The following is a 16,324-nucleotide window of genomic DNA, read 5'->3' on the forward strand; positions in this document are numbered from 1 at the left end:
CTAATTAGAACTGTTCCAATAAAAAACCACCTCAATAGAGGTGGTTTTTAAACTTATTTAAGAGGCCTTTTTATTAAGGATTATTTGGACCTCCGCTAACAATAATAAACTCACTACGTCTATTAAGTTGGTGTTCTTCTTCTGTACAGTTAGAAGCACAGTTTACAGCTGGCTCATTTTCTCCTTTACCAATACCAGATATTCTAGCAGCATCGATACCTTTAGATATTACATATTGTACAGTAGTTTTAGCTCTACGATCGGATAATCTTTCGTTGTATGAACTAGAACCTCTACTATCTGTATGTGATTTTGCATTAATAACCATATTAGGATACCTATTCATTACTTGTACCAGTTTGTCTAACTCGAACGCAGCTTTTGCTGTAACGTTAGATTTATCGTACTCAAAGTAAATAGGATTTAATTCTACACGATCTGCTTTTACTATCTCTTCTATTGGATCTAAAGCAATAGCTACTGCTATTTCTTCTTCATCTGTACCTTCAATAGATATTTTATTGCTTTCGTAACCATCCATAGTAACTTCTAAATCAGTGTCTGTATCACATTCTACAATAAATTCAGCAATACCCTCTGCACTTGTAGGTTTAGATGCTAATTTGTTTCCTTTATCATCATATAAAGTTGCCATAGCTCCAACTAAAGGTGCTCCAGTTACTTTATCTGTTACTGTTGAAGTAATTTCTACATCACATAAAGGTTGTAATTTTTTAATACTATAAATATCATCGCTTCCTTTACCTCCTTCTCTGTTAGAAGAAATAAAACCTTCTCCAGATTCTTCGTCAATACTAAATGCAAAATCGTCTCCATTACTATTCACAGGAATACCAACATTACGTATTTTAGACATTTTACCATCTATTTCTTTAGTGTAAAACACATCTAGAGCTCCAAGACCTAAATGTCCATCTGAAGATAAGTACAACGTTCCGTTATCGCTTATAAAAGGAAACATTTCACGTCCTTCTGTATTAATTTTTTGTCCAAGATTTTTAGCTTCTCCAAAAGTACCATCGCTGTTAATAGTCGTTTTATAAATATCTCCTTGACCAAATCCTCCAGGCATATCGGAAGTAAAGTAAAGTGTTTTACCATCTGCACTTACAGAAGGATGATCTGTATTATAGTTATTACTATTAAATGGTAATGGCTCTATGTTAGACCAACCGCTTCCTGACTTAGTAGCTTTAAATAAATTTAAAACACTAAATTTAGTATTTGATAAAGAATCTTTTTGGTATTGTTTTTCGTAGAAACTCTCTCTAGAAAAATACATAGTGTTTCCATCTGGGCTAAAAGCTACAACTCCTTCATGATATTTTGTATTGATATCACTTCCTAATAAGCTTTCGTTTTGGTAAGTACCATCTTCTTCAACTGTAAACTCATAAAGATCTAAGAAAGGTTGTTCGTTCCAACCATATTCTCTTCTTGCTTTATTTCTAGCTGAAGTGATATACAGTTTTCCATTTTTAAGAGCACCTCCAAAATCGGAAACTTCAGAATTGATTTCTAAATTTTGAACATTAAACTTTTTTCCTTTTTCTAAAATTTTAGGTAAATAATCTGGATTTTCTTTAAAAGCAATAGCTCTTACATCTGCTGGTCTCATACTAGCAAATTTTGTCATCCACTCGTTAGACTCTTCATACTTTCCATTAGCTTTAAGCATCTGTACATAGTTGATCATTGTTTCTGGATCTTGAGACGTTTCTAATGCTTTAGCATACCATTTTTCGGCATCTACTGTATTAAAAATATTGAAGTTTGCTTCCGCTAAACGTTTGTACACATACTCATCTGCGTTACCCTTTTCAACTAATTTCTCATAAGATTCTATAGCCTTATTAAAATCAAATCTTGAAAAGTGCTTATCTGCAGTACTAGTATTTTTGTTTTGAGCAGTTAAACTTAAGCTACTCAATAATAGTAATGTTATAAATATTTTTATGTTTTTCATAATATCTTTAGCTTAAGGGATTAGAAGTAACGAGGTGAACGAGATACACGTTTTGGAAACGCAATATCAAAATTAATAAATACCTCGTGTGATGAACTTGTAGTATAATTTAAATCGGATTGAATAGCATCATAAGCATAGCCAATTCTTAAACGTGGCGTTACCATAAAGTTTACCATACCACTAAAAGAATCTTCTAAACGATACCCTACTCCTACCTCTACAATATCATACATAAAAAGATTGGCATTTACATCAAAACTTGAAGGTGCATCAAATGCAGTTTTAAACAAAGCGTGTGGTTTAAGTTTAAAATTTTCTGATAAACTAAATACATAACCAGCTGCTGCAAATAAGTGTTGTGTTTCTGAACCTATATTTAAACCATTTGCATCTAAGTGCGTAGCATTTAAGATATTTGGCATAGAAGCAGAAATATAATATTTATTCGGTTTATAAAAATACACACCTGCACCAATATTAGGTGTCACTTCACTTATATCTTGAAAAAGATCGTCATCGGCATCGGTTAATTCTAAATCACTTAAACCAATATCATGAAATGTAGCACCTGCTTTTAAACCAAAAGCTAGTTTATTATCTGCTCCCAAAGGAAGTGTATAAGAAAAATCTGCGTAAGCATTTGTTTCTCTTACTGGACCAATTTCGTCACTTATAAAAGAAAGACCTAAACCAACTTTTTTACCTACTGGAGAATGAATTGCAAATGTTCCTGTTTTTGGAGCGCCTTGTAATCCAACCCATTGGCTTCTATAAAGCATACCAATAGCAACTCCTTCATAAGAACCTGCATATGCTGGATTAACAACATTCATGTTATACATATACTGTGTGTACTGCGGATCTTGTTGTGCATGCATTTGAACAGCAAACAAGAAAGCGAGAATAATATATAATTTTTTCATTTTCATTAATTAGTTAGTTAATTAGTTTTCTCTATTTAAATATATCCAAGATGTTCTTGTTTTATTCCCTTGGTATTCCATTTTATAGAAATAGGTTCCTACAGGAAGTTCATCTCCAGCGTCCGACTGTCCATACCATTCATTAGTATAACTTCTTTTTGAATATACTTTTATACCATGTCTATTAAAAATTTCTAGTCTACTTACGTCATATCCTGTTAAATCAAAACTATCATTTTTACCATCATTATTAGGAGAAATACCTTGCGGTATAATACAATTAATACTTTCTACTAGAACTTCATTACTTTCTACACAACCACTATCAGAAGTAACCTCAACAACATAGTTGTATGAACTACCTGACATAGGAGGAGTAAAGAGACTTCCATCAATTATAAATACATTATCTCCTATTACATTTGTTTGTAATAGTGAATTCATATCGTCGTACAATGCAAAAGTTGCTGTAGAAGGGTTAAAGCTATTACCTATAGGTTCTACGGTTAGCTCATAAATAGCTCCATTACAGTCACCAATTATTGTAAAGTCAAATACATCCGTCAATAAAGTTAAATTTTGTATACTTGAATTCGGGCAAATACCAGAAGTTGTATACTCTATAGCATATGTTTCTCCAACAGTGCCTCCTGTTACTTCACCAGTAAAAGAATCAATCATTGCACCATCTATTGGTAAAGGATTGAAAGCAAATGTTCCTCCAGTAACTTGAACTGTTTCTACATAACCACCATCACATGTTGCAGTCATTGTGAATGCCGCATCATCTAACATTAATGTAGTTACTGATTGAGAACTTGTTGTTGGGCAAGTACCTGAAGTGGTATATTCTACTGTATATGTAGTTTCATTATCTCCTCCAGTAATTTCTCCCGTAGCACTATCAATTATTGCACTATCTGTTGGTAATGGGTTAAAAGCAAATGTTCCTCCTGTATCTCCATCTATTATTGCTGTTGCTCCATCACAGGTTGCAGTTAAAGTAAAAGCAGCATCATCTGCAGGTAGCGTTGTAACCATTTGTGAACTAGTTTCTGGACAAGCTCCTGAAGTGGTATATTCTACTGTATATGTAGTTTCATAATCTCCTCCAGTAATTTCTCCTGTAACACTATCAATTATTGCATCGTCTGTAGGTACTGGGTTTAAAGCAAATGTTCCTCCAGTATCCCCATCTATTGTTGCTATTCCACCATCACAGGTAGCAGTCATTGTAAATGTAGCATCTTCTGCTGTTAAAACTGTTACCATTTGAGTGCTTGATTCAAAACAAGGTCCAGCAGTAGTATATTCTATCGTATATGCTACTTCAGGAGTTCCTCCTGTTACCGTACCAGTTGTTGCATCTATTACTGCGCCATCTGTTGGTAAAGGGTTAAGTGCAAATGTTCCTCCTATATCTCCATCTATTGTTGCTGTACCTCCATCACATGTTGCAATCATTGTAAAAGAAGCATCCTCTAAAGGAGATACCGTTACAGTTTGTGAGGTCATAGAAGAACATGTACCAGTTACTGAGTATTCAACAGTATACATAGTACTAGGGGTTCCTCCAGTTATTTCACCAGTTGTTGCATCTATTACTGTACCATCTGTTGGTAAAGGATTAAATATAAACACTCCTCCAGAATCGCCAGTTACATTAGCCGTTGCTCCATCACAAGTTGGAGTCATCGTAAACGAGGAATTACCACCAGGTAATACATTTAGTATTTGAGTACTAACAGTATCACAAGTTCCAGGTGTTGTATATTCAATTGTATATACAGCACCAGAAGTTCCTCCTGTTACTTCACCAGTCGTTGCATCTATTATTGCACCATCTGTTGGCAGAGGGTTAAATGTAAATGTTCCTCCTGTATCTCCAGTTATTGTAGCTGTACCTCCATCACAGGTTGCTGTCATAGTAAACGAAGCATCTCCTGTAGGTATTGTTATAGTTTGCATACTTGATGAAGTACAAATATTAGTAACAGAATACTCTATAGTATACATTGTTCCAGGAATTCCTGCTGTTACTTCACCTGTTGTTGCGTCTATAACCGCACCATCTGTTGGTTCTGGGTTAAAAGTAAACACTCCGCCAGTATCTCCGTCTATTGTCGCTGTAGCTCCATCACAAGTCTCTGTCATTGTAAAAGAAGTATCAACATTATCTTCAACCACTTCTATTGTTACTTCATCTGTTAAAGTGGATGTACCACCTGTACAAAGTTCATAAGTTACAGTAGCTGTATAGGTAGTCGTTTCTGTTGGTGAAACAGTAATATTCTCTACATTTCCTAAAGAAGTTGCTCCATCAAACCATTCAAAAGTATAGTTTGGTACTCCTTCAGAAGGAGCAAATCTCCATGATTCGTTTGTAGCTGTCCATGCTCCTGTATTTCTTCCTGGAGGAGTAAATGCTACAGTACCTGGTATATTTTGTACACCAATTACAGCACGACCACTATTCCATGTGGAACATAAAGGCTTATCAAATACATTAACATCAATATTATTTGATGATTCATAAAGTATTATTTGAGAACTAGACAATAAATTATTACATGCACCACTAAAATGAGCTACATCAGTATAATTAACAACAAACTGTCTGTATGGTGCTGAACCAATAACTAGATAATTAATATCTCCAGTTACCGAAGGGTCAATATCATGCCCTACACCAAAAATATTTGCTTCAGCTAGTGTTGCATTAGTATTATTAGGTAATGTATCACCTGCACCCATTGCCCATCCATTTCCGGTATTAGCGTTTTCTAATTCAAAGGATAAAACACCATTAGAACCTACTAATATCTGATCGTAAACTTGTCCGAAGAAACAGAATTCAAAACCAATATCTAAAACATCAGACCAAGTATCATCAATATCAAGACTAGTTGGTGTACCTCCAACAGTTGAAGGTAATGGACAAGTATCTAAACCGTTAATTATATATGTATTAGTATCTTGACCAAATAAATGAAAATTAGCTTCTAAATCTGTTGAAGTATCATCACAATTCACTGTAGCGTCTTCACCAGCATATATTATAGAACACGGATTTGGTGGTGGTGGACAAATAAATGTTATTGGACTACTAATAACGTCACAGGTATCATCATCAGACTTAATAGTAGTTATTGTTACTACCGTATTAGCTGGGTATGGACCCATTGTAATAACACCTACTGCTGTAGCAGTTTGTACCGGACTACCTTGATCATCTGATATCAAGATAGAAGCAGAACCACTTAAATCTGTAATATTAACTTCTAATACAAAATCTGGGTTATTAGGATCTGTATCACAATCACCAACAGCATTAAAGCTAACTTCATGTGGTATACATATTGTTTTAAAGCTTTGCTCTATACAACCTACTGCAGGTCCGTTATCATTATATGGTACTATTGTAACAAAATATTCTGTTGCATTAGTTAATACTCCAGGGTCATAAGTTAAAACATCTCCAATATCTATATTATTTGCTATATCTGTAGCTCCAGGTGATGTCCCCATAGAAATGGTATAACCTGTAACAAATATAGAAGCTGGTGTCCATGAGATATCCGTATCAATAGCAACATCAATGTCTCCATTTACTGGCGCTGTCATTTCAGCATTACAGTTAGGGACTGCATTTGCATCAAAACACGCTACATCAAAATCCCATTGGGCATTATTTGCATTTCCACCACAATTAATAGAACCATCAGAATTTACTGCAATTGTGATACTATTACCCGATGAAACAAATATTAATCCAGATAAATCTCCTCCATTATTATCGTTATACAGTTCTGTTCCATCCGAATCTGTTACAATCAATTCATCACAACAACTCTCCATATATCCTGCATTAAAGAATACTACTAATTGAGAACCATCACTACTTGCAAATACAAATTCTGTTGTGTCATTATCTGTGTAACAATACGTTGTATTTAACAACTCTCCAGTTGCACAATCTACAGATGCTGGTGTGGTAAAGTCAACCGGTCCTTCCCAATCACTTAAGTCGTCTGTTCCACAAACAGCTCTTACATAAATTTCATAATCTACTCCAGATGTTAAACCTTCATATAAATAAGGATTAGCTGTTGTTTGAATAATTTCAGGTTCTGTACCGTCAGGATAACCTGTACCTAGAGGTTGTACTATAACCTCCCAGGTTGTTGCTACTCCTGTTTCTGTCCATCCTATTTCAACAGAATCTGGATTTAAAGTAACAATAGTTAAATCATCTGGTCTAGGACAAGTTGGAGGTGTACAATTAACAATATCAGAAAAGATTTGTGTTCCTTGTATTCCACCACTACCACTTGGCATGGTGAAAACCTCATCATCAAATGCGTTAAGAACTGAAATAGTAACTTCGTTTGCAAAAGCACCACCTGTATTCCAAAACAACTCAAAAGGTACACCATCACAAAGTGGAACTTGAATTTCAAGTGGTCCACTTCCGGTAGGTAGTTCTAAAATTTCTAATTCAATATTATTTTGAGATACTGTCATCGTATTACCATTCCATCCATCACCAAAAGTATCTTCTAGAACAAAAGTGTAAACACATTGATCAATAGCGTCACAAATTGTAGTATCAAAATTAAGAGGTCCTTCCCAATCACTTAGGTCATCTGTACCACAGATTGCTCGCACATATATTTCATATTGTGTTGCAGGGTCTAAATTTTCATAAATATAAGGATTATCTGTTGTTTGAATAATTTCTGGTTCTGTACCAGCTGGGTAACCAGTACCTAAAGGTTGAACTATAACCTCCCATGAAGTAGCTGTTCCGGTTTCTGTCCAGCTAAATTCAACATTAGTCATGTTAACTTCTACTAAAGCTAAATCTGTTGGTCGTGGACATGAAGGAGGCGTACAATTAACAATATCTGAAAAAATTTGCGTCCCTTGTATTCCACCACTACCACTAGGCATGGCAAAAATTTCATCATCAAATGCATTTGAAACGGAAATAACGACTTCGTTAGCAAAAGCACCACCAGTGTTCCAAAACAATTCGAACGGAATTCCATCACATAATGGTATTTGAACCTCTAAAGGCCCTGAGCCTGTAGCCAATTCTAAAATCTCTATTTCTAAACCATTTTGAGAAACTGTCATGGTATTACCATTCCAACCGTCTCCAAAAGTATCTTCTAGTGTAAAAGTAAAAACACATTGATCCACTGCGTCGCATTGGTATGGATTTAATTCTGTAATAAAACTATTCTCACTACAATTCACTGCAGAACCATTATCATTATATGGTGTAATAGTTACATAAATTGTAGTTTCATATGGCAATAAGTTTGCTGGCGTGTAAGAAAGAGCATTTCCAAGATCTTCATTATCAAGTATATCTGTTCCTCCTGGAGTAGTACCAATAGACACTACATAACCTGTAACAACTACAGATGCTGGAGACCATGTAATCACAGTAGCTACATCTACATTTGTTGCTCCATTTGTTGGAGCTGTTAAAGATGCATTACAGTTTGGAACTGCAGCTGTATCTACACAGCTAACATCAAAATCTAAGGGTACATAATTATTAGCAGAACAACTACCTGAGCCATCACTATCTATCTCTATAAACACGAATCCTGAATCAGCGATTACAGAAACACCTGCCATATCACCACCGTTACTATCGTCATACAATACTGTTCCTGTATTATCTATACCATCATATATAGTTACTTGATCAAAGTTATTTGCTTCCATTTGACCTGCGTTAAAAAACACATTCAATGGAGCACCATCGGAACTTTCAAAATTCCAAGTCTGAGTATCATTATCAGTATAGCAATACACTGTATTAATAGGCGTTCCTGTTGCACAATCTACAGGTGCACTTGGATCTGCGCCTGTCGTAAATGTGTATTCAGTACATCCTACTGCGTTTCCACTTGCGTTGAAAGGAATAACACTTACATAATATGTAGTTGAATATTCTAAAGTAGGTAGATCGTAAGTAGTAGATAAACCTGTAAATTCATTATCTACAACATCCACTCCTCCAGATGTTGTACCAACAGTTAAAATATACCCTGAAGGTATTCCAGTTGCCGAAGACCATTCTAGATCTGTATTCACGGAAACTCCAGTACTTCCATCTGTTGGTGTAATTAAATTAACACAAGATGGTGGATCTGGCACTACTTGACTTACAGAAATATTATCTAAATAAACATAATATGTTCCTGCTGCCCAGTTGGTATTTATACGTAATTTAAAATCGGAACCATTAGGTACATCGGCAGATGGAACAGATGTCGTCCAATTAAAACAAGTAGCTGCAGTAGTATGATTTATATCATTAATGGTATCTATAGTTGTCCATAGAGCTCCATTATTAATAGAATACTGAACCAAGATTTCACCCCAACCAGGAGCGGTTGCTTCAATAGCTCCAGCCCAATCTACTATTTTATAGTCAAAAGCAATTGTTAAATCAGTTCCATTTGACTGTCCAACTATGTTTGGTGAAGTAAGGTGTGCTTCTAAATTAGAATCATCTAAATTTGCTCTAACAGATCTACCATCACAATTTTCAACAAATGCTACACTATAATCTTCTGCATCACTTGTCCAACCTGCTGGTAACGTAAATCCGGAATCAAAATTTTCTACTAAACCTACTTGGGAAAATCCTATTAAAGACATAAACCCAAATAATAGGGAGAGGGTAATTTTTTTCATTTTATGGTTAAGGTTAGTTACTAAAATATTAAACATCTAATTTGCTGTTAAACAAACCGTTATATTTAATTGAAATTTATTTAACAAAACATCTAATAAAAATTGATGTTTCAATTAAATACCTAAAGTATAAAAAAAGATTAGCCCTAATAAATTAACTTTACTTTAATAGATTAAATACCTTTATTTACGATAAAAGGATAAAAATGTTAACAAGTAAGTGGTTTTTGCAAACCCACTATGCACTTGGATTAGGTATTGCTTCGTGTACCTTCTTTATTTGACTCAAAATCTCACTAGTAAGCTCCAAATTTATACTATTTATATTTTCTACTAATTGCGTCATTGTGCTGGCTCCAATGATATTACTTGTAACAAAAGGCTGTTGTGTTACAAATGCTAAAGACATTTGTGCCAAACTCATCTTATTAGCTTCTGCAATTTGTAAATATCTTTTGGTTGCTTCCGAACAAGAATCACTACTATACCTTTTAAATCTTGGAAATAATTTTAATCGCGAATCTGCTGGTGCTGTTCCGTTAATATACTTACCAGAAAGCACACCGAAAGCCATGGGCGAATATGCAAGTAAACCTATATTTTCTCGCATAGCGATTTCTGCCATGTCTCCTTCAAAAACTCGATTAAGCAAAGAATATGCATTTTGAACCGTTATCATTCTAGGCAAATCATACTTTTTAGATTCTTCTAAATAGCGCATTGTTCCCCAAGCTTTTTCGTTAGAAATTCCTACTTGACGAATTTTTCCTTCCTTTACAATTTTATCTAAGGTATGTAAAATCTCATTAAAATTATCTTGCCACTTATCCTCAGAGTTGTGTTTATAATCTCTAGTATCGAAAGTATTTGTTTGCCTTTCTGGCCAATGCAATTGATATAAATCTATATAATCGGTTTGCAGTCGTTCTAAACTTTTATTAACAGCATCATTTAGTGCTTCTGGCTTAAAACCGTTGGTTCTAATATGCGCTGTATAATCTCCAGGTCCTGCAATTTTGGAAGCCAAAACCACTTTTTCTCTATTTCCTGACTTTTTAAACCAGTTTCCTATGATGCGTTCCGTTTCGGCATATGTATCTGCCGTTGCAGGTACAGGGTACAATTCTGCAGTATCAAAAAAATTAACACCTTGATCTAATGCATAATCCATTTGTTCAAATCCTTCTTCTTGGGTATTTTGATTACCCCAAGTCATGGTTCCTAAACAAATTTTACTTACTTTAATATCTGTATTTGGCAGTGTTGTGTACTTCATGGTTTTCGCGTTTCAGTTTAAAAAATCTTGAGAAGCTATTAGATTTCATTTAGTAGCTTAGTAACCTCATCTAATTTAGGAGTTAAAATAACTTCAATCCTTCTGTTTTTTGCTTTTCCTTCTGCGGTTTCATTACTCGCAATTGGAGCAAATTCTCCTCTTCCTGCAGCTGTTAAGTTTTCTGGTACTATTGCATTATTTTCTCTTAAAATATTCACAATTGCTGTTGCTCTTTTTGTAGACAAATCCCAATTACCAGAAATCTGACCTGTACCTTTATAAGGATCGTCATCTGTATGCCCTTCGATTAAAACTGCAATTTCTGGGTTTTCGCCTAAAACATTTCCTAATTGTTGTACTGCTTTCTTACCTTGTGCACCAACTGCCCAGCTACCAGATTCGAAAAGCAATTTATTTTCCATAGAAACATAAACCTTACCATCTCTTTGTTCTACTGTTAATCCTTTTCCATCAAAGTCTGTTAATGCTTTTGAAATGGCATTTTTTAATTGAGTCATTGCTGCATCTTTAGATGCGATCATATTCTCTAGCTCTGTAACTCTATTAGAACGTTGTTCTAGTTCGCTTTTAATATTTTCAAGTCTAATATTTTCTGCTTCTAAAGCTTGTTCTTTAGCCTCTAATTGCGCCAAAAGCTCTCTGTTTTTCTTTGAGTTTTCAGCCAAAGAAGCAGAACTGTTTTTTTCTAAAGCATCGTAAGAAGCCTTTAAGTTTTCTAGATTTGTTTTAGACGCATTATAATCTGCTTGTAATTTATCGCGGTTTGCAATAGCAGTATCATAATCCTTTTTAAGGGTAGCATAGTCATTTTCTGTTTTATTATTTGCCCCTAAAAGAGATTCATTTTCTTCTGAGAGTTTTTTGTTTTCCTTTTTAAGACTCGCATACTTACTCTCTAAGTCTTTATATACTTTTGGAGAAACGCAGGAGGAAACTAAAATTGTAGCTATTACAAGAATTACTATTTTATTTTTCATATTGTATTGGGGTTTTATTTTAGTATTTAGTATTGAAAAATAGTTACTAACTACTATTTCCTTTAATTTTCTATTTCTACCAAAACTGGACAATGATCACTATGCACAGCTTCTTGAAGTATAACGCTTCTTTTTATTTTTTCTTTCAATGGATTAGACACCATGGTATAATCTAAACGCCAACCTTTATTATTTGCTCTTGAGTTTGCACGATAGCTCCACCAACTATACTCTTGTTTTTCTGGATGTATAAAGCGAAAAGCATCTACAAAACCACTATCTATAAAACTACCAATCCATTCTCTTTCAATAGGAAGAAAACCAGAAACGCCTTTCATTTTTGGATTATGAATATCTATTTCTTCATGACATATATTATAATCACCGCAGATAACTAGATTTGGAATCTCTTTTTTTAGGTTATTAATATATTCTTGAAACATATCCATGTACTCCAATTTATGATCTAATCTTGCCGCATTAGTTCCTGAAGGCAAGTATAAACTCATTACCGAAATACCATCAAAATCTGCTCGAATATTTCTTCCTTCAAAATCCATAGATTCTATTCCTGTACCAAATTCTACATGATTGGGTTTGGTTTTACTTAAAATAGCAACACCACTATATCCTTTCTTTTGTGCAGAAAACCAATAATTATATGTGTAACCAGCTTCTATAAAAAGATCTACATCTAATTGCTCTTCTATTGCTTTTATTTCTTGTAAACAAATCACATCTGGATTTGCAGCTTCAAGCCATTTAATAAAATCTTTTTTAAGAGCTGCGCGAATTCCGTTTACGTTATAAGATATAATTTTCAATGGTATATTATTTTAAAATGGTTATGTTTTAGCTAAAATAAATAATGCTTTACATTTACACTAAAATTTTAAAGCCCTTTTAACAAAAAACTATCAACAAAATATTTTAGGTTTTTTGTAGTTTTAGTAACGCATGAAGTGTACATACTTTCTTATTATCTTTTTCATTGGTTTTGCGGCAGTTGCCCAAAGTCAAGAATCTAATTACAAAACGAAAACAGTTCTTGTACAAGATAGTATTGCTATAGATAGCGTTAGTATTAATTCGAGTTACTTTCAAATTAAAAGAAAAGACAACTCGATAATTGACTCTACCTATTACTCTGTAGATTTTAAAAAAGCAATATTGCGCTTTAAAAAACCTATACAAACAGATTCCATACAAATAAATTACTTAAAATATCCAGCGTTTTTAACCAAAACCTATAAACAGTTAGACGATAAAGTTATTGTAGAAAACACCGATAATCAGCAAATTTTATACAAAATTAAGCAACCTAGCGAATCGAATACATTTACGCCTTTTGATGGTTTAACTACTTCAGGAAGCATTTCACGAGGTGTTATTATTGGAAACAATCAAAACTCGGTTTTAAATAGCGAATTAGATTTACAAATTACAGGAAAACTTAACGATAAAGTTTCACTAAGAGCCTCTATTCAAGATGCAAACATTCCATTACAAGAAAGTGGTTACTCGCAACGCTTAGACGAATTCGACCAAGTATTCATAGAACTGTTTAGTGACCATTGGAAAATAAGAGCTGGTGATGTAGACTTACAAAATACAAATAGTGCTTTTGCTAATTTTTCTAAACGCGTACAAGGGCTTTCGCTTGGTGCAACTTTAAACCACTCCAATTCTAAAACCAATATTTTTGCAGCTGGAGCCATTGTTAGAGGGCAATTTACCTCTAGTCAATTCACAGCACAAGAAGGAAATCAAGGCCCTTACAAACTCCGCGGACCAAGTGGCGAATTATTTGTACTTGTAGTTTCTGGTAGCGAAATTGTTTATGTAAACGGAATTGCTTTAGAACGAGGAGAAAACAAAGACTACATTATTAATTATAATGCAGGAGAAATAATTTTTAACGCCACCTTCCCGATTACAAGCGAAATGCGTATTACTGTAGACTACCAATACAGTGAACGAAACTATTCTAGACTAGTTGTTTATGGCGGAAGTAATTACGAAAGCGAAAAACTAAAGCTTGGGGTTTCTGTATACAGTGAAAATGATGCAAAAAATAACCCGCTGCAACAAAACTTATCTAGTGAGCAAGTCGAAATTTTAGCAAATGCAGGAGATGACGAAACTCTAATGACTGCACCTTCAGCAACAGCAGAAGCCTATAATGAAAATAGAATATTATATAAAAAGGAAATAATAAATGGAGTAGAAGCTTTTGTGTTTTCTAACAATGAAGAGGATGAATTATTTAGTGTAAATTTTTCATTGGTTGGCGATAATCAAGGAGATTATATAGTGAGTAGTATTAATGCAATCAGTACTATTTACGAATATAATGGAGCAGGACAAGGAAACTACCAACCTATCACACAACTCGTTGCTCCAAATAAATTACAGATTGCTGTTTTAAACGGAAACTATGCACCAACCAAAAAAACAAATATTGGTTTTGAAGTTGCTGGTAGTAAAAACGATTTGAACTTATTTTCTAACATAGACGATAACAACAACGATGGTTTTGCAGCAAAAATAGAACTAGAACAAGCTATTACTAAAAACGATAGTTTATGGAATATCCATGCATTTGCCGATGCAAATTACATTCAAGAAAATTTTAGAACTATTGAACGATTATACAATGCTGAGTTTATTCGCGATTGGAACATTGAGCAATCTACAACCAATCAAAACGTGATTAATAATGGCAACCAAACCCTTTTTGCTTCTGGCGTTGAAGCTTCTCATCATAAAAAAGGATTTGCTAAGTACCAATTTGAGTACCTAAATTATTCAGAAAATTTTAACGGAAGCAGACACATTTTTTTAGGGGATTTAAATTTAAAAAAATGGCAAATACTTTCCAATTCTAGCTTATTAAATGCAGAATCAAACCTAAACAATTCTACTTTTACAAGAACCTATAACAGGATTACCTACAGCCTAAAGAATGCTTGGGTTGGCACAAGGCTATCATTAGAAAACAATGAGCAAAAAAACAAAGAAACAGATAGTTTCACAGCATTAAGTCAGCGCTATAAATCGTATGAAGTTTTCACAGGGATTGGAGATAGTACCAAAATTTTTGCCGAAATAGGTTACAAACACAGAGTAAATGATAGTTTAATGGCTGGTAACCTTCAAAAAGTAAACACATCTAACACCTACTATGTAGATTCTAAAATTATTCAAAATAACAATACAAATTTATCGCTTTATGTAAATTATAGAACTTTAAAAAATGTGGATGCAAACCTAGATAATGAAGAGTCTTTAAATTCTAGAATGCAGTTCAGTCAAAAATTATTTAAAAACATAATTCATTGGAACACGGTTTACGAAACCAATTCGGGAACCCTAGCACAACAAGAATTCACTTATGTAGAAGTTGAAGCAGGACAAGGTGCTTATACTTGGATCGATTATAACAATAACAATATTCAAGAATTAGAAGAATTTGAAATTGCACAATTCTCAGACCAAGGTACTTACATAAGGGTTTTATTACCAAATCAAGTATTTGTAAAAACACATCAAAATAGATTTAGCCAAACACTAACACTAAATCCACAACAATGGTCTTCGAGTGAAAATGGTTTTAAAAAAATAGTATCGAAATTTTACAATCAGACTTCCTATTTAATCGATAGAAAACAAAAAAGAGAAGGTACTTCTTTTAACCTCAACCCATTTAAAGATGACAAAGAAAAACAACTTGGTTTACAGTCTAACTTTAGAAATGTTTTCTTTTTCAACAGAGGCAAACAGCACTACACAACATCGTATACTTTTTTAACTAACAGTTCAAGAAATCTTTTAACTATAGGTTCGCTAGAAGCAAACGCTAAAAGCCACCAAATTCTTTTTAATCATAAATTTGCAAACAGTTGGTTGGCAAATTTATTAACTAGCTTTAACACCAATGAAAGCAAAAGTGAAAATTACATAAGTAAGAATTACAATATTGAAGAAACGCAATTAAACCCCAAAATCTCTTACTTATTAAATGACAATACTCGTTTTGATATATTTTACCAATACAGCAACAAAGCGAACACCATAAATGACTTAGAAGCATTAAAACAACAAAAATATGGCGCTTCCTTTGCTTTTTCCAGCAAACAACAAATGGCAATTTCTGGAGAATTTAATTATTTTTCTAACGCCTTTACAGGAAATGCAAATTCACCAGTTGCATACCAAATGCTAGAAGGCTTACAACCAGGAAAAAACTTTACATGGACCTTTTTAGCACAAAAAAAACTAACAAAATACTTAGATTTAAACCTTAGTTATTTTGGCAGAAATACAGAAACTAGCAAAACTATTCATACTGGAAACATACAATTAAAGGCTTATTTTTAAGACAATTGTAACTTTTGTTACCTCATAAAGATTACTA

Annotated in this window: 7 protein-coding genes; 1 reads left to right on the forward strand and 6 read right to left on the reverse strand. The window is 33.7% G+C overall.

Annotated elements, in window-relative coordinates; all coding sequences use genetic code 11:
- Window positions 1-73: 73 nt before the first annotated feature.
- The 6 genes from Q4512_RS01475 to Q4512_RS01500 all read right to left on the reverse strand — a co-directional run bounded on the left by Q4512_RS01475 (window position 74) and on the right by Q4512_RS01500 (window position 12,731).
- Window positions 74-1,987, reverse strand: a complete 1,914-nt coding sequence (locus tag Q4512_RS01475) for an OmpA family protein (RefSeq protein ID WP_303420846.1) — start codon at window positions 1,985-1,987, stop codon at window positions 74-76.
- Window positions 1,988-2,007: 20 nt separating this feature from the next.
- Window positions 2,008-2,913, reverse strand: coding sequence for a type IX secretion system membrane protein PorP/SprF (locus Q4512_RS01480; protein ID WP_303420848.1), 906 nt, complete (start codon window positions 2,911-2,913; stop codon window positions 2,008-2,010).
- Window positions 2,914-2,934: 21 nt separating this feature from the next.
- Window positions 2,935-9,633, reverse strand: a complete 6,699-nt coding sequence (locus tag Q4512_RS01485; protein WP_303420850.1) for a gliding motility-associated C-terminal domain-containing protein — start codon at window positions 9,631-9,633, stop codon at window positions 2,935-2,937.
- Between the two features lie 238 nt (window positions 9,634-9,871).
- Window positions 9,872-10,909 (reverse strand): aldo/keto reductase, encoded by a 1,038-nt coding sequence (locus tag Q4512_RS01490; RefSeq protein ID WP_303420852.1) that lies wholly within the window; start codon window positions 10,907-10,909, stop codon window positions 9,872-9,874.
- Between the two features lie 38 nt (window positions 10,910-10,947).
- Window positions 10,948-11,907: an OmpA family protein gene (locus Q4512_RS01495; RefSeq protein ID WP_303420853.1), complete on the reverse strand. Its 960-nt coding sequence runs from the start codon at window positions 11,905-11,907 to the stop codon at window positions 10,948-10,950.
- Between the two features lie 62 nt (window positions 11,908-11,969).
- Window positions 11,970-12,731: an exodeoxyribonuclease III gene (locus tag Q4512_RS01500; RefSeq protein WP_303420854.1), complete on the reverse strand. Its 762-nt coding sequence runs from the start codon at window positions 12,729-12,731 to the stop codon at window positions 11,970-11,972.
- 133 nt (window positions 12,732-12,864) lie between these two features.
- Between Q4512_RS01500 and Q4512_RS01505 the strand changes: the two genes are divergently transcribed.
- Window positions 12,865-16,287, forward strand: coding sequence for a hypothetical protein (locus Q4512_RS01505; RefSeq protein WP_303420855.1), 3,423 nt, complete (start codon window positions 12,865-12,867; stop codon window positions 16,285-16,287).
- Window positions 16,288-16,324: the final 37 nt, after the last annotated feature.

Source organism: Oceanihabitans sp. 2_MG-2023 (assembly GCF_030547245.1).
Lineage (GTDB): Bacteria > Bacteroidota > Bacteroidia > Flavobacteriales > Flavobacteriaceae > Oceanihabitans.

Bases quoted from the DNA above. Each gene is read 5' to 3' on its own strand.
- Q4512_RS01485 (WP_303420850.1), bottom strand. From the start codon at position 9,633: ATGAAAAAAATTACCCTCTCCCTATTATTTGGGTTTATGTCTTTAATA.
- Q4512_RS01495 (WP_303420853.1), bottom strand. From the start codon at position 11,907: ATGAAAAATAAAATAGTAATTCTTGTAATAGCTACAATTTTAGTTTCC.
- Q4512_RS01475 (WP_303420846.1), bottom strand. From the start codon at position 1,987: ATGAAAAACATAAAAATATTTATAACATTACTATTATTGAGTAGCTTA.
- Q4512_RS01505 (WP_303420855.1), top strand. From the start codon at position 12,865: ATGAAGTGTACATACTTTCTTATTATCTTTTTCATTGGTTTTGCGGCA.
- Q4512_RS01490 (WP_303420852.1), bottom strand. From the start codon at position 10,909: ATGAAGTACACAACACTGCCAAATACAGATATTAAAGTAAGTAAAATT.
- Q4512_RS01480 (WP_303420848.1), bottom strand. From the start codon at position 2,913: ATGAAAAAATTATATATTATTCTCGCTTTCTTGTTTGCTGTTCAAATG.